This window comes from Lacticaseibacillus daqingensis (assembly GCF_003946115.1).
GTDB classification, from domain to species: domain Bacteria; phylum Bacillota; class Bacilli; order Lactobacillales; family Lactobacillaceae; genus Lacticaseibacillus; species Lacticaseibacillus daqingensis.
Genome location: NZ_RHOH01000010.1, coordinates 56371 through 71716, shown reverse-complemented (window position 1 = coordinate 71716; position 15346 = coordinate 56371). Strand labels below are relative to the sequence as shown.

The following is a 15346-nucleotide window of genomic DNA, read 5'->3' as shown; positions in this document are numbered from 1 at the left end:
AACACAGAAGTTAAGCTTCTCTACGCCGAGAGTAGTTGGTGGGTGACTGCCTGCGAGGGTAGGAAGCTGCCGCGCTTCATTTATGGAGGATTAGCTCAGTTGGGAGAGCGTCTGCCTTACAAGCAGAGGGTCACAGGTTCGAGCCCTGTATCCTCCATTGAGCCGTTAGCTCAGTTGGTAGAGCATCTGACTTTTAATCAGAGGGTCGACAGTTCGAGCCTGTCACGGCTCATTTTCTATTAGAATCATGATCTGCGGGTGTGGCGGAACTGGCAGACGCGCTAGATTTAGGTTCTAGTGGTTTTCACCGTGGGGGTTCGAGTCCCTTCACCCGCATCGATGCCGACTTAGCTCAGCTGGCAGAGCACCTGTCTTGTAAACAGGGGGTCGGAGGTTCGAACCCTCTAGTCGGCAGTAATTGAATAATCTTGCGGAAGTAGTTCAGTGGTAGAACATCACCTTGCCATGGTGGGGGTCGCGAGTTCGAATCTCGTCTTCCGCTTTTCACTTTCCGCCGGGATGGCGAAACTGGTAGACGCACAGGACTTAAAATCCTGCGGTAAGTGATTACCGTGTCGGTTCGAACCCGACTCTCGGCAGTGACATTAATAATACGCACCCATAGCGCAACTGGATAGAGTGTCTGACTACGAATCAGAAGGTTGTAGGTTCGACTCCTACTGGGTGCATTCCGGGTCACCGGAACAATTGAAATTGCGGAAGTAGTTCAGTGGTAGAACATCACCTTGCCATGGTGGGGGTCGCGAGTTCGAATCTCGTCTTCCGCTTCAATCGGGAAATAGCTCAGCTTGGTAGAGCGCTACGTTCGGGACGTAGAGGTCGTGGGTTCGAATCCCGTTTTCCCGATCAAGATAACTGACGTGTAAGCGTCAGTTTTTTTGTGTTTTGATTTAAAACCGGTATAATGATTAGAACGTCAAGGTTAGTCAAAGTCAGCGAGGGGGGATAATGTGCAAGGACAAAACATGTCAGACGTGATCGAAGGGTACCTCAAGGCCATGCTTGAGGCGCAGCGCCAAGTGGAGATCAGCCGCGCGGATGTGGCCGAACAGTTCAACTGTGTGCCATCGCAGATCAACTATGTGATCAAGACGCGCTTCACCCCTGAGCGAGGCTACATTGTCGAAAGCAAGCGCGGCGGCGGCGGGTACATCCGGATCGTGCGGGTAGCGTTGCGCGGTGCGGATGACCTGCTCAACGTGATGGCGGCGCACTTACCAGCCCGATTGAGTGAACGAGACGCGCAGGCGATGATTCAACAATTGTATAATGAAGAAGTGATCTCGCGCCAAACCGGTAATGTGATGCTCAACGTTTTGCGGCATCAGACGTTGCAGGTGGCTTCACGCAGCGATGAAACGCAGCTGCGCGCGCAGTTGATGCTTGCATTTCTCGACAGTTTGCGGTATGAAAGATAGAATCAACCAAGACGAAGGAGCGTGCTTATGGACAATCTGTTTACCCCAAGTGCTAAGAACGTACTGATGATCGCACAGGAACAAGCTAAGTATTTTCACCACCATGCCGTGGGGACGGAGCACTTGCTGATTGCCCTGGTGATGGAACAAGAGGGCATCGCGGGTAAGACGCTGCGTCAGCTGTCCGTGACCGAAGCGGATGTACACGATGAAATCGAGCGCTTCACCGGCTACGGCTCAACGACCGGGACGCCTTCTGCGGACACCTATCTGCCGTACTCGCCAAAAGGCAAGGAGATCCTGAGCTTTGCCGGCGATGAGGCCAAGCGACTGGGCGCACTGAAAATTGGCACCGAGCATATTTTACTGGGGCTTTTGCGTGAAGACGATATTTTGGCGGCGCGCATCCTGCAGAACCTGGATCTCAGCCTGGCCAAAACGCGCCAACTGGTGCTCAAGAAGATGGGCATCAGCGACGCGGCGGCTAAGCACCGCGGGGCAACTGGTGCGCGGCCAAGCAAGCCGGCCAGCGCAGGGACCCCGACGTTGGATGGACTCGCCCGCGATCTGACCCAGCTGGCGCGCGAAAACAAGATGGACCCGGTTGTGGGCCGGGACAAGGAAGTGCGCCGGCTGGTGCAGATCCTGGCGCGGCGGACGAAGAACAACCCTGTTTTGATCGGGGAACCCGGGGTGGGGAAAACCGCTATTGCGGAAGGCTTTGCCGAAAAAATCGTGGCGGGTCAGGTGCCGGCCGAGATGCGCAACAAGCGCCTGATGATGCTCGACATGGGCTCCCTGGTGGCGGGGACCAAGTACCGCGGGGAGTTCGAGGACCGGCTCAAAAAGGTGATCGATGAAATCTACCAAGACGGCCAGGTCATTCTGTTCATCGATGAGCTGCACACGCTGATCGGCGCAGGCGGCGCGGAAGGGGCGATCGACGCCTCCAACATTCTGAAGCCGGCACTGGCGCGCGGTGAGCTCCAGCTGATCGGGGCCACGACGCTGGACGAATACCAGAAGTACGTTGAAAAAGATGCGGCCTTGGAGCGGCGGTTTGCCACGATCCAGGTGAACGAGCCTTCTGAGGCGGAGGCCGAAGAGATCCTGCGCGGCCTGCGCGGACGCTATGAGGCTCACCACGGCGTGACGATCACGGATGATGCGCTGCATGAGGCGGTCACCCTGTCATCGCGCTACATCGCCAGTCGTTTCCTGCCGGACAAGGCCATCGACCTGATCGACGAAAGTGCGGCGAAGGTGCGCCTCGATGAAGCGGATAAGCCGACCAAGACAGACCGCTTGCAGGCCCAGTTGCGCGAAGCGGTCACCGCCAAGGATGAGGCCATCCTACACCAGGACTTTGAGCTGGCGGCCACCATTCGCGAGAAGGAGCAGAAGCTGCGCGCAAAACTGGCGGATGCGCCGGCGCGCGTGGACGAAAGCGGCGTTCGCACTGACGTCCGGGTGGAGCCTGAAGATGTCGCCGAGGTGGTGTCTCAGTGGACAGGCGTGCCGGTCACGCAGCTTCAAAAGAAGGAAAGCGACCGGCTGGTGCACCTGGAGAAGGTGCTGCACGAGCGCGTGGTCGGGCAGGATGAAGCCGTCTCCGCGGTGGCCCGGGCCATTCGCCGGGCGCGCAGTGGACTGAAAGACCCGACGCGCCCGATCGGCTCGTTCATGTTCCTCGGGCCGACCGGGGTCGGGAAAACCGAGCTGGCCAAGGCGCTGGCCGAGGCGATGTTTGGCTCAGAGGACGCGATGATTCGCGTCGACATGTCCGAGTACATGGAGAAGTACAGCACCAGCCGCCTGATCGGTGCGGCGCCGGGCTACGTCGGTTACGACGAAGGCGGCCAGCTGACCGAGAAGGTGCGCAATAAGCCGTACTCGGTGGTGCTGTTGGACGAGGTGGAAAAGGCGCACCCGGATGTCTTCAACATTCTGTTGCAGGTGCTGGATGATGGTTACCTGACCGATTCCAAGGGCCGGCGGGTGGACTTCCGCAACACCATCTTGATCATGACCTCCAACATTGGGGCCACGGCGCTGCGCGATGACAAGTCGGTCGGCTTTGGTGCCAAAACCGCGACGCAGGACTTCAAGGCGATGCAGTCGCGCATGCTGGAGGAGCTCAAGCGGGCATTCCGGCCAGAATTCCTGAACCGGATCGACGAAACCGTGGTCTTCCACAGCCTGAACAAGCAGGAGTTGCACCAGATCGTCAAGATCATGGCCAAAAACGTCCTGCACCGGCTGTCGGACCAAGCCATCACCGTCAAGATCACCCCGGCCGGGATCAACGCGGTCGCCCAGGCCGGCTTTGACCCCGAATACGGGGCGCGGCCGATCCGACGTGCGCTGCAGCGCGACGTCGAGGACCAGCTCAGTGAACTGCTGCTGACCGGCCAGGCCAAGGCCGGCGACACCATCACCATCGGCGCGAAGAAGGGGAAGTTGACCTTCACCGTCAAGGCCCCGGGGACCGAGACCGTGGCAGAGCCCGTGCACGCTTGACAAACACCCCTTGGATGGGGTAATATTAATGCAATTGCATTTCGGCTAGGATAAGCCACGGCGATCTATTGTCCGGCGTGGCGCATAAAAACGCAAAAGTAGCAGACGAACCTTCAACTTCTACTTTTCGTTTTTTTTTGCTCAAAACCTCCGTTAGCCAGTAAATGTAACACAACTGTAATATTTACTGCCGGCCGGAAAATCTTATGAGGGGTGAACAACTTGGTAGGACACTTAGTGAATTACGGTAAACATCGCACCCGCCGCTCCTATTCCCGCATCAAAGAAGTACTGGATCTCCCCAACCTGATCGAGATCCAAACCAACTCGTACCAATGGTTCCTGGACGAAGGGCTCAAGGAAATGTTCGACGACATCATGCCGATCGAAGACTTCCAGGGCAACCTGTCGCTTGAATTCGTGGATTACTCGCTGCAAGAACCGAAGTACACGGTCGAGGAAGCGCGTCAGCACGACGCGAACTTCTCCGCGCCGCTGCACATCACGCTGCGCTTGACGAACCACGAAACTGGGGAAATCAAGTCGCAAGACGTGTTCTTTGGCGACTTCCCATTAATGACCAAGCAAGGGACCTTCATCATCAACGGCGCAGAACGTGTTATCGTGTCGCAGCTGGTCCGCTCGCCTGGGGTTTACTACAACAGCGAAACTGACAAGAACTCCCGCGTGACTTACGGGACAACGGTCATCCCGAACCGTGGGGCCTGGTTGGAATACGAAACCGACGCCAAGGATCTGGCCTACGTGCGCATCGATCGCACGCGTAAGATCCCGATGACGGAGCTGGTGCGTGCGCTTGGCTTTGGCGCCGATCAGGACATCATCAACATCTTTGGCGACAACGATTCCCTGATGCTGACGTTGGAAAAGGACGTGCACAAGAACACGGACGATTCCCGCACCGATGAAGCCCTCAAGGACATTTACGAACGCCTACGCCCAGGCGAACCAAAGACCGCGGACTCCTCGCGTTCCTTGCTGTACGCCCGGTTCTTTGATCCAAAGCGCTACGACTTGGCGAACGTTGGCCGCTACAAGGTCAACAAGAAGCTGAGCCTGAAGACGCGCCTGCTGGGTCAAACACTGGCTGAAACGCTGGCTGACCCGGACACCGGTGAAGTGCTGGCGCAAAAGGGTGACAAGATCGACCGCCACGTGATGGAGACCTTGGGCGACTACCTCGACCGGGACGACTTCAAGACGATCACGTACCAGCCATCCGACCAAGGGGTGGTCACCGATCCGATGACGATCCAGGTCATCAAGGTGTACTCCCAGGTCAACCCTGAAAAGGAAATCAACCTGATCGGCAACGGCCACATCGACAAGAAGGCCAAGCACCTGACCCCGGCCGACATCATCGCGTCCATGAACTACTTCCTGAACCTGCAGGAAGGGCTCGGCTCCACCGATGATATCGATCACCTGGGGAACCGGCGGATCCGCAGCGTTGGCGAACTGCTGCAAAACCAGTTCCGTATCGGGCTTTCCCGGATGGAACGGGTCGTGCGCGAACGGATGTCCATCCAAGACACCGCGACCATCACCCCGCAGCAGCTGATCAACATTCGGCCTGTCGTGGCGTCCATCAAGGAATTCTTCGGCAGTTCCCAACTGTCCCAGTTCATGGACCAGACCAACCCGCTGGGCGAATTAACCCACAAGCGCCGTCTGTCTGCCCTTGGCCCTGGTGGGTTGACGCGTGACCGGGCCGGTTATGAAGTGCGAGACGTGCACTACACGCACTATGGCCGCATGTGTCCGATCGAAACCCCAGAAGGCCCGAACATCGGGCTGATCAACAGCCTGGCGTCCTACGCGGTCGTGAACCCCTACGGCTTCATCGAGACCCCGTATCGCCGTGTGTCCTGGACCGACCACAAGGTGACCGACAAGATCGATTACCTGACGGCCGATGAAGAAGATAACTACGTTGTGGCGCAGGCGAACGCCCCGCTGAACGACGATGGCTCTTTCGTTGAAGAAAACATCCTGGCCCGTAAGAAGGATGAAAACATCGAAACGACCGCCGATCACATCGACTACATGGACGTTTCACCTAAGCAAGTGGTCGCTGTGGCGACGGCCTGCATTCCGTTCTTGGAAAACGATGACTCCAACCGTGCCCTGATGGGGGCGAACATGCAGCGTCAGGCCGTGCCGTTGGTCGACCCGCATGCCCCACTGGTCGGGACCGGGATGGAATACAAGGCGGCGCACGACTCTGGGATCGCCGTTTTGGCGGAGCACCCTGGGACCGTTGAGTACGTTGACGCCAAGGAAATTCGCATCCGCCGGGCGGACAGCGCGCTGGACAAGTACAAGCTGATGAAGTTCCGTCGCAGTAACGCGGGGAAGAACTACAACCAGCGGCCAATTGTCCGCCTGGGTGACAAGGTCGACGCCGACGAGATCATCGCCGACGGGCCGGCGATGGAAAACGGGGAACTGGCCTTGGGTCAAAACCCGATCATCGCCTTCATGACCTGGAACATGTACAACTACGAAGACGCGATCGTGCTGTCTGAGAAGTTGGTCAAGGAAGACGCCTACACCTCGATCCACATCGAAGAGTACGAATCCGAAGCGCGTGACACGAAGCTCGGCCCTGAGGAAATCACCCGCGAGATCCCGAACGTTGGGGACGATGCGCTGAAGGACCTCGACGAGTTCGGGATCATTCGCATCGGGGCCGAAGTCCGCGATGGCGACATCCTGGTCGGTAAGGTGACGCCTAAAGGGGTGACCGAGCTGTCCGCCGAGGAACGCCTGCTGCACGCCATTTTTGGTGAAAAGGCCCGCGAAGTCCGCGACACCTCCCTGCGCGTCCCTCATGGTGGCGGCGGGATCATCCAGGATGTCCGCATCTTCACCCGTGAAGCCGGCGACGAGCTGGCCCCTGGCGTGAACATGATGGTCCGCGTGTACATCACGCAGAAGCGCAAGATCCAGGTCGGCGATAAGATGGCCGGTCGTCACGGGAACAAGGGGACCGTTTCGGTCGTTGTGCCTGAAGAAGACATGCCATTCCTGCCAGACGGCACCCCGGTCGACATTCTGCTGTCGCCAATGGGTGTGCCATCCCGTATGAACATCGGGCAAGTGCTCGACCTTCACTTGGGGATGGCCGCCAAGAAGCTCGGCATCCATGTGGCCACTCCAGTCTTTGACGGGGCCAACGATGCCGATCTGTGGGCAACCGTTAAGGAAGCCGGCATGGCCAGCGATGGCAAGTCCGTCCTGTACGACGGCCGCACCGGTGAACCGTTCGAAAACCGCGTGTCCGTTGGGGTCATGTACTACATGAAGCTCGCCCACATGGTCGACGATAAGCTGCACGCCCGTTCCATCGGGCCATACTCCCTCGTGACGCAACAGCCACTGGGTGGTAAGGCACAGTTCGGGGGCCAGCGTTTCGGGGAAATGGAAGTTTGGGCCCTTGAAGCTTACGGGGCTGCTTACACCCTGCAGGAAATCCTGACGTACAAGTCCGATGACGTGGTGGGTCGGGTGAAGACCTACGAAGCCATCGTGAAGGGCGAACCAATCCCTAAGCCTGGGGTACCGGAATCCTTCCGCGTGCTGGTCAAGGAACTGCAATCCCTCGGGTTGGACATGAAAGTGCTCGACAACGAAAAGAACGAAATTGAGCTGCGCGACATGGACGATGAAGACGACGATGTTGTGAACGTTGACGCGTTGGCCAAGTTTGCCGCCCAGCAAGAAGAAAAGAAGGCTCAAGAAGCTGCTGCGGCAGCCACCGAGCCGAACACCGACGATCACAACTAGGAGGTTAGCCCTTTGATTGATGTCAACAAGTTTGAAAGTATGCAAATCGGCTTAGCCTCGCCGGATAAGATCCGCAGCTGGTCCTACGGGGAAGTTAAGAAGCCCGAGACGATCAACTACCGGACCCTGAAGCCTGAGCGAGACGGGTTGTTCGACGAGCGCATCTTCGGGCCGACCAAGGACTGGGAGTGTGCGTGCGGGAAGTACAAGCGCATTCGCTACAAGGGCATCGTCTGTGACCGCTGTGGCGTTGAAGTGACCCGCAGCAAGGTCCGCCGCGAGCGGATGGGCCATATCGAGCTGGCGGCCCCGGTTTCCCACATCTGGTACTTCAAGGGAATCCCGAGCCGCATGGGGCTCGTTTTGGACATGTCCCCACGGGCGCTTGAAGAAGTCATCTACTTCGCGTCTTACGTGGTGATCGATGCTGGCGACACCTCTTTGGAGAAAAAGCAGCTGCTGACCGAGCGCGAGTACCGTGAAAAGCGCGACGAGTACGGCGACGGCTTCAACGCCAAGATGGGGGCCGAAGCCATCAAGGAACTCCTCAGCCAGGTTGATCTGGCCAAGGAAGTGGCGGAACTGAAGGAAGACCTGAAGTCCGCGCAAGGGCAAAAGCGGACCCGTGCGATCCGCCGGCTGGATATCCTGGACGCGTTCCTGGAATCCGGCAACGACCCGGCCTGGATGGTCATGGACACGATCCCGGTCATCCCGCCGGATCTGCGCCCAATGGTTCAGCTTGAAGGGGGCCGGTTTGCGACCTCTGACCTGAACGACCTGTACCGCCGGGTGATCAACCGCAACAACCGGTTGAAGCGCCTGTTGGACCTGAACGCGCCAAACATCATCGTTCAAAACGAAAAGCGGATGCTCCAAGAAGCCGTTGACGCCTTGATCGATAACGGTCGGCGCGGGCGGCCTGTCACTGGGCCGGGGAACCGGCCGCTGAAGTCTTTGAGCCACATGCTCAAAGGGAAGCAGGGCCGTTTCCGTCAGAACCTGCTGGGTAAGCGTGTCGACTACTCCGGGCGTTCCGTTATCGACGTGGGCCCAACGCTGAAGTTCTACCAGTGTGGCCTGCCGCGTTCCATGGCGCTTGAACTCTTCAAGCCGTTCGTGATGCGCGAGCTGGTGGCCCGCGACATGGCGTCCAACATCAAGAACGCCAAGCGCAAGATCGACCGCGAAGACGAAGACATCTGGGATGTTTTGGAAGAAGTCATCAAGGAACGGCCAGTGCTTTTGAACCGTGCCCCAACGCTTCACCGCCTCGGGATCCAGGCCTTCGAGCCCGTCCTGGTCGACGGTAAGGCGATGCGGCTGCACCCACTGGTCTGCGAAGCGTACAACGCCGACTTTGATGGGGACCAGATGGCGGTCCACGTGCCGCTGTCTGACGAAGCGCAGGCTGAAGCACGTCTGCTGATGCTGGCGGCGCACCACATTCTGGCACCTAAGGACGGCAAGCCGATCGTAACGCCTTCTCAGGACATCGTGCTGGGGAACTACTACCTGACGATGGAACAGAAGGGCCGCGAAGGCGAAGGCATGATCTTCAAGGACACCAACGAAGTGCTTTTGGCGCTTCAAAACGGCTACGTGCACCTGCACAGCCGCATTGGGTTGGCCGTGAACTCCCTGCCGCAAAAGCCGTTTGCCGACGAGCAACGCAACCAGATCATGGTGACGTCCGTGGGTAAGGTGATCTTCAACGAGATCATGCCTGAGGACTTCCCATTCCTGAACGAGCCGACCCAGGACAACATCGTGAACGGTGTGCCGGCGAAGTACTTCCTGAACGCTGGGGAAGACCTCACCGCCTACCTGACCGATGCACCACTGATCCTGCCGTTCAAGAAGGGCTTCTTGTCCGACATCATCGCCGAAGTCTTCAAGACCTACAAGGTTCAGCGGACCTCCGATCTGCTGGATGACATGAAGACGCTGGGATACACCCAGGCCACGCACTCCGGGTTGACCGTTGGGGTCGCCGACGTGCCGAACCTGGCCGAAAAGCCAGCCATCGTCGAAGAAGCCCACAAGAAGGTGGCCACCGTGTCCAAGCAGTTCCGCCGTGGGTTGATCACGGACCAGGAACGCCACGACCGCGTGATCTCCATCTGGAACGACGCCAAGGACGACATTCAGCAAAAGCTGATCGATTCCTTTGACCCGAACAACCCGATCTCCATGATGAGTGACTCCGGGGCGCGTGGGAACATCTCGAACTTCACCCAGCTTGCCGGGATGCGTGGCCTGATGGCGGCGCCTAACGGTGGGATGATGGAAGTGCCGGTTCTTTCGAACTTCCGTGAAGGCCTGTCCGTTATGGAAATGTTCATGTCCACTCACGGGGCCCGTAAAGGGATGACCGATACCGCGCTGAAGACCGCTGACTCGGGTTACCTGACCCGGCGTCTGGTCGATGTCGCGCAGGACGTCATTGTCCGTGAAGAGGATTGTGGCACCGACCGCGGCCTGCTGGTCACGGCCATCCGTGAAGGCAACGAAATGATCGAACCGCTGTACGATCGTCTGGTCGGGCGTTACACGCAAAAGACCGTTTACGATCCACAAAGCGGCGCGGTCATCGTGCCACGCGACACCCTGATGGACGAAGACCTCGCCCAGAAGGTCGTCGACGCCGGCGTTGAAGCCGTCACGATCCGCTCCGTTTTCACCTGTGACACCAAGCACGGCGTTTGCCAGAAGTGCTACGGCCGCAACATGGCGACCGGCGAACAGGTCGAAGTCGGTGAAGCGGTCGGGACCGTTGCGGCGCAGTCCATCGGTGAACCCGGGACTCAGCTGACTATGCGTAACTTCCATACCGGTGGTGTTGCCGGTGGCGAAGATATCACGCAAGGGCTGCCACGTGTCCAGGAAATCTTTGAAGCCCGCAACCCGAAGGGGCTTGCGGTCATCACGGAAGTCACCGGGGAAGTCACCGCGATCGATGAAAACCCGGCGGAACACACGCGTGAGATCACCGTCCAAGGGGAAACCGACACGCGGACGTACAGTGTGCCTTACGCGTCCTCCGTGGCGGTTGCTGAAGGCGACCACATCGAGCGTGGGGCCCGCCTGACCGGCGGTTCCGTTGACCCGAAGCAGTTGATCAAGGTGCAAAACGTCATTTCGACCGAAAACTACCTGATCTCCGAAGTGCAGAAGGTTTACCGCATGCAGGGGGTTGAGATCGGCGATAAGCACGTCGAAGTTATGGTGCGTCAGATGCTGCGCAAGATCCGCGTCATGGACCCAGGCGACACCGACATTCTGCCGGGGACGCTTTTGGACATCGCGGAATTCACCGAGCGCAACAAGAAGACCCTGGTCGAAGGCGGCATTCCTGCCACTGGCCGGTCCGTCCTGCTGGGGATCACCAAGGCGTCGCTGGAAACCAACTCCTTCCTGTCCGCGGCTTCCTTCCAGGAAACCACGCGTGTCCTCACCGATGCGTCGATCCGCGGCAAGAACGATCCGCTGGTCGGCCTGAAGGAAAACGTCATCATCGGGAAGATCATTCCGGCCGGGACCGGGATGGCCACCTACCGCCACATGGAACCAAAGACCGTGGGCGCGGTATCCGACAACGTTTACTCCATCGCTGACATCGAAAAGCAGATGAAGGCTTCCGAGGAAGCGCCGAAGGAAGACTAAACTGTGACAAAAAAGGTCGTCACCTCATTGCGAGGTGACGGCCTTTTTGCGTGCACTGTGGCAGCTTCGGGTTAGCTAGTGTCGCCATGATACGAGGGCCCGACAAGGCGTCATCGTGGTCTGACGATCGTTGATTAGCAGTACTGAGGGATCACCCAGCGGCGCGTGAGCCAAAAATTTAATAAGAAACAGTTATCTCGTTGTATCTTTGCTTTTTTTGGTTAATCTGAAGCTAACGACCGTTTGAAGCCCTTTGCGGTCGCCTAGGTGATGATGGATTGATTCGAGGTGCGTATGGAAATCTACGGGATCCTGATGGTGATTTATTTATTGTTGAGTGCGCTGATTTTTGCCACCAGTAACGTTGTCATCTTACAGACCGGCATTGGCGTCTTGATGATCCTGGGCTGGCTCGGTTTGTTTGCGTTGTTAGTCTTTCGGCTGGCCAGTCGAAGACCGATCACGGAGGCGGGGCAGGCCACGCTAGTGCTGACGGTTATCCTGACACTCTGCGCGACCTTTGAGCTGACCCGTGAAACCAAAGCGACGACCGGCGGGCTGGTCTCGTATTGGGAGATGGGCAAGTCTTCCGTGGCCCGTCTTTCATTCCGAGGGAAAGACTATTTTCTGACTTATCAGGCGAATAACTACTTTAGACAGGGCAGGTATTCGTATAACTTGTATGAACGGAACGGGTTATTGCTGACAAGAGTCAATGACCAGCCAATATACTACACCAGCACGGCCGGGTTGTTAGGGGAAAGCCCGGTTTGGATCTTTAAGCAACTATATGTGAAGGGGCGCGACCCTTACTATCTGAAAAAATACAGTGACCAGCAAAAGGAATACATTTATTCCGGCGATGCTTGGCCAGACCATTAGTCAAATTGTTCGGCCGGCATGCATGGCAGTTAGACCGCACTGAGCTGATCGGGAGGGTGCATGAAAGAGAGACGGCTTTTCACAACGGCGGCAATATTTTCGGCGCTAGTCGGAAGTGCAGCGAACATCGTATTGATTCAGACCCCACTAGGGGCGCTCGCCGAATGTGTTTGCGTTCTGATGTGTACAGGCGCGCTAATTTTATGCAAGCATGCGACCGGCCAGCTGGGGATGGCGGGGCGAATGGGGGTGAGGGTGGCTGTCCTGATCACACTTGCTGGCATCCTGCTCCTTACGCAAGAAACGCCGGTGTCGACCTTTGGTGAATTGCGGGCCAGTGAGATGATGTTTGCTGATTCATTCCGGCTAAAGGTGCATGGTACGACTTACTATGTCACTTATCGGGCTTATAGTTTCTTGAGCTGGAACAGCTTCTACAACGTTTATACGCGGCAATATGGTTTTCTTAGACGAGTCAATCCAGCGGTGATTACGATTGGCGCCGGCGATCCCGCCTCTGTAGACCCCGTTCGTGTGTTTAAAAAAGTCTATCGAACGGGTGAAGCGATCGTTGACGGGCAAAAGTTTGCGTCTTACACACTGCCCGTGGAATACCTCACCAAGTAGACCACCGGGTCAGCGCTTGGGCGCGCGTTGTTTCGGCGGTTCTAAAACTCGGCCGTCGAGGTGGCGTGTGCGTTGTGCGCGTCCAAAAAGTCACACGCGCTTTGCGTCCACCGGGTCACCGGCGACTCGGCAGGCGTACGGCGTAGGTCAAAGCGAAGCTGGCGGTGAGGAACACCACGACCACGGCATAGGGGATGTGGTAGTTCCAGTCGAGTAGGGCGCTTGAGATCAGGGGGCCGGCGATGTTGCCGACGGAGGTCAACGACAGGTTGAGGCCGTTGATGACGCCTTGATTCTGATCGCTTTGCTTGGTCAGCAGGGTCGTGACGGCTGGGCGCAGCAGGTCAAAGGCGGTGAAGGCGATCAGGGTCGCGACCATGACCACGACTTTGCTGTGGGTCACCATCAGCCACAGCACGGCCAGGGCTGAGGCCAAAAAGGCGATGCGGGTCAGCCGGATCTCCGAGAGCCACTGGATCAGGCGGTCGAAGAACACGACCTGGGCGATCAGCGAGATGATGCCGTTGAGCGTGAGCACCAGCGCGATGTCCTGCAGGGTGAAGCCGAAGACCTCATTGACGAAGATGCTGTAAATGCTCTCGAAGCCTTGCAGGCCAAAGCTTGAGACAAGGATCATCACGAACAGCATGAGCATCGGGCCACCGAGCACGCTGCGCCAGTCCGCGGCGCGCGTGGTCGGCTGGGCCTGATTGACCGGGTGCGTGGCGGGCAAAAGCGTGCGGTCGTTGGGCAGCCAGAACAGCGTGGCGATGAGGCCGCACAGCCCCAGTGCGGCCGCGACCCAAAATGGGACCTTGTAGCCGCCGCTGGCGAGCAGGCCGCCGAGCCCGGGCCCGAGGATCAGGCCACCGGACAGCGAGGCGGACAGCCAGCCGATGACCTTGGCCCGGTGGCGGTAGTCCGTGACGTCAGCCGCCAGAGCCTGTGCGGTGGGTACGTACATCCCGGCAGCCAGGCCGCCAATGACGCGCGACAGGTCGAACATGGCGAGGTGGTTGGTGAGGGCGAACAGCACCTCCGAGACGCTGAACAGCAGCAGGCCGCCCAGCAGGATCGGCTTGCGCCCGATGCGGTCGGAGAGCCGCCCGATGATGGGCGAAGCCACGAACTGGGTCAAGGCGTACAGCGAGGACATGATCCCCATGTCGGTGGCCGACAGGTGCAAGTCGTTTTTGATGAACGGCATGACGGGAAAAATCAGGCTCATCCCCAGGCAGATCAGGAACTCACTGAAGATGAGAATGGCAATGGTGCGACGAACTTGGGCGGACATGACAGACTTCCTCTCTCAGGCATTAGCCGCATTGTATCACATGATGAAGCGCATCATCACGGCGGCGGCCAGCGCCAGATGCGTGAGAAAAGGCAGGGTAGCGGGATGTGCGAGCCAGTGGTGGCAGGCGGCCAGCCCGCAGGCGCATAGCACCCACCAAAGGCTCCACTCCAGGCCGTACACCAGCGCTAGGGTGCTGATGGCCAGCACATCGGCGGAGCCCAGCGCGCGGGCCGCGGCGAAGACGCTGAGCAGCAGGAGCCAGAAGCCGGCGGCCCACCAATCGTGGTGGGGACTGAGCAGCGCCAGCCCGATGCACCAGCCATCGAACCAATGCTTCGGCACGGTGCGCGTCCGCCAGTCGCACGAGCCGAAGCCGGCAAGACCAATTAGGGTCCAGATGATTACCATCACAGCATCACCTCCACCCTATATTTTGCCAAACAACCGGGTCGTTCCCCCTTGACACACTTCGGCAGATGATAGTACACTATCAAAGGTGCTTTTTTCCAGTGTATTCGGGTTACGCCCGGGTGCGGTCTGGTGAAATGCCACTCCGCGCCCCGGCTGGCCATTTTTTTATTTTCAAAAATGAACCGCCTGGATGTGTGGACTTGAAAAGATACCCATAATCAGGAAGGAGGAACCTTAGAATGCCTACCATTAACCAATTGGTGCGTCAAGGTCGTAAATCTCAGGTAACGAAGTCGGACTCTCCAGCCCTGAACTTCGGTTACAACAGCAAGAAGAAATCTCTTACCAACACCCCAGCTCCTCAGAAGCGTGGGGTTGCCACTCGTGTGGGGACGATGACACCGAAGAAGCCTAACTCCGCTTTGCGGAAGTATGCCCGTGTGCGTCTGTCTAACCTGATCGAAGTGACAGCTTACATCCCAGGTGTCGGCCACAACCTGCAAGAACACAGTGTTGTGCTGATCCGTGGGGGCCGTGTGAAGGACTTGCCAGGGGTTCGTTACCACATCATCCGTGGTGCGCTCGATACCGCCGGTGTTGACGGCCGGATGCAGAGCCGTTCCAAGTACGGTGCCAAGCGCCCTAAGGCTAAGAAGTAATCGTATCACAGCCGCGATGGCGGTAATAACCCAAT

The 15346-nt window shown here is 58.1% G+C and carries 9 protein-coding genes and 9 tRNA genes; 16 read left to right on the top strand and 2 right to left on the bottom strand.

The genetic code is table 11. From position 1 onward, the window contains the following. Nucleotides 1-84 precede the first annotated feature (84 nt). The 15 genes from EKM88_RS10905 to EKM88_RS10835 all read left to right on the top strand — a co-directional run bounded on the left by EKM88_RS10905 (nucleotide 85) and on the right by EKM88_RS10835 (nucleotide 12944). Nucleotides 85-157: transfer RNA gene (locus tag EKM88_RS10905), tRNA-Val, on the top strand. A gap of 2 nt (nucleotides 158-159) precedes the next feature. Continuing rightward, nucleotides 160-232, top strand: a tRNA-Lys gene (locus EKM88_RS10900). 22 nt (nucleotides 233-254) lie between these two features. Beyond that, nucleotides 255-336, top strand: a tRNA-Leu gene (locus EKM88_RS10895). A gap of 5 nt (nucleotides 337-341) precedes the next feature. Further along, nucleotides 342-414, top strand: a tRNA-Thr gene (locus tag EKM88_RS10890). A gap of 16 nt (nucleotides 415-430) precedes the next feature. Beyond that, nucleotides 431-502 (top strand) — tRNA-Gly (locus EKM88_RS10885). An 11-nt stretch (nucleotides 503-513) separates the two neighbouring features. Then, nucleotides 514-599 (top strand) — tRNA-Leu (locus EKM88_RS10880). 16 nt (nucleotides 600-615) lie between these two features. Then, a tRNA-Arg gene (locus EKM88_RS10875) sits at nucleotides 616-689 on the top strand. 27 nt (nucleotides 690-716) lie between these two features. Beyond that, a tRNA-Gly gene (locus tag EKM88_RS10870) sits at nucleotides 717-788 on the top strand. 5 nt (nucleotides 789-793) lie between these two features. After that, nucleotides 794-867, top strand: a tRNA-Pro gene (locus EKM88_RS10865). A gap of 104 nt (nucleotides 868-971) precedes the next feature. Beyond that, entirely contained in the window at nucleotides 972-1439 is a 468-nt protein-coding gene (locus EKM88_RS10860; protein WP_125706102.1) for a CtsR family transcriptional regulator, read from the top strand. 27 nt (nucleotides 1440-1466) lie between these two features. After that, complete coding sequence (locus tag EKM88_RS10855) at nucleotides 1467-3959, top strand: ATP-dependent Clp protease ATP-binding subunit (protein ID WP_125706100.1); 2493 nt, start codon at nucleotides 1467-1469, stop codon at nucleotides 3957-3959. Nucleotides 3960-4181: 222 nt separating this feature from the next. Next, nucleotides 4182-7769 carry a DNA-directed RNA polymerase subunit beta gene (rpoB, locus tag EKM88_RS10850; protein WP_125706098.1) on the top strand — a complete coding sequence of 1196 codons (3588 nt, stop codon included), beginning with the start codon at nucleotides 4182-4184 and terminating at the stop codon, nucleotides 7767-7769. Nucleotides 7770-7781: 12 nt separating this feature from the next. After that, the gene (rpoC, locus tag EKM88_RS10845; RefSeq protein WP_125706096.1) at nucleotides 7782-11435 is read left to right on the top strand and encodes a DNA-directed RNA polymerase subunit beta'; all 3654 of its coding nucleotides are present in this window, start codon (nucleotides 7782-7784) and stop codon (nucleotides 11433-11435) included. Between the two features lie 294 nt (nucleotides 11436-11729). Beyond that, a complete protein-coding gene (locus EKM88_RS10840) occupies nucleotides 11730-12317 on the top strand; it encodes a hypothetical protein (protein ID WP_125706094.1) in 588 nt (195 codons plus the stop codon). A gap of 60 nt (nucleotides 12318-12377) precedes the next feature. Continuing rightward, nucleotides 12378-12944: a hypothetical protein gene (locus tag EKM88_RS10835; RefSeq protein ID WP_125706092.1), complete on the top strand. Its 567-nt coding sequence runs from the start codon at nucleotides 12378-12380 to the stop codon at nucleotides 12942-12944. Nucleotides 12945-13059: 115 nt separating this feature from the next. Here the strand turns inward: EKM88_RS10835 and EKM88_RS10830 are convergent, their stop codons facing one another. Further along, nucleotides 13060-14238: an MFS transporter gene (locus EKM88_RS10830; RefSeq protein WP_125706090.1), complete on the bottom strand. Its 1179-nt coding sequence runs from the start codon at nucleotides 14236-14238 to the stop codon at nucleotides 13060-13062. Between the two features lie 36 nt (nucleotides 14239-14274). Continuing rightward, the gene (locus EKM88_RS10825) at nucleotides 14275-14583 is read right to left on the bottom strand and encodes a hypothetical protein (RefSeq protein WP_125706088.1); all 309 of its coding nucleotides are present in this window, start codon (nucleotides 14581-14583) and stop codon (nucleotides 14275-14277) included. Nucleotides 14584-14891: 308 nt separating this feature from the next. Between EKM88_RS10825 and rpsL the strand changes: the two genes are divergently transcribed. Further along, complete coding sequence (rpsL, locus tag EKM88_RS10820; protein WP_125706086.1) at nucleotides 14892-15311, top strand: 30S ribosomal protein S12; 420 nt, start codon at nucleotides 14892-14894, stop codon at nucleotides 15309-15311. The last annotated feature ends 35 nt before the right edge of the window (nucleotides 15312-15346 follow it).

Excerpts from the sequence above, each read along its gene's own strand:
- EKM88_RS10835 (WP_125706092.1), top strand. The coding sequence starts at position 12,378 with ATGAAAGAGAGACGGCTTTTCACAACGGCGGCAATATTTTCGGCGCTA.
- EKM88_RS10840 (WP_125706094.1), top strand. The coding sequence starts at position 11,730 with ATGGAAATCTACGGGATCCTGATGGTGATTTATTTATTGTTGAGTGCG.
- EKM88_RS10830 (WP_125706090.1), bottom strand. The coding sequence starts at position 14,238 with ATGTCCGCCCAAGTTCGTCGCACCATTGCCATTCTCATCTTCAGTGAG.
- rpsL (WP_125706086.1), top strand. The coding sequence starts at position 14,892 with ATGCCTACCATTAACCAATTGGTGCGTCAAGGTCGTAAATCTCAGGTA.
- EKM88_RS10855 (WP_125706100.1), top strand. The coding sequence starts at position 1,467 with ATGGACAATCTGTTTACCCCAAGTGCTAAGAACGTACTGATGATCGCA.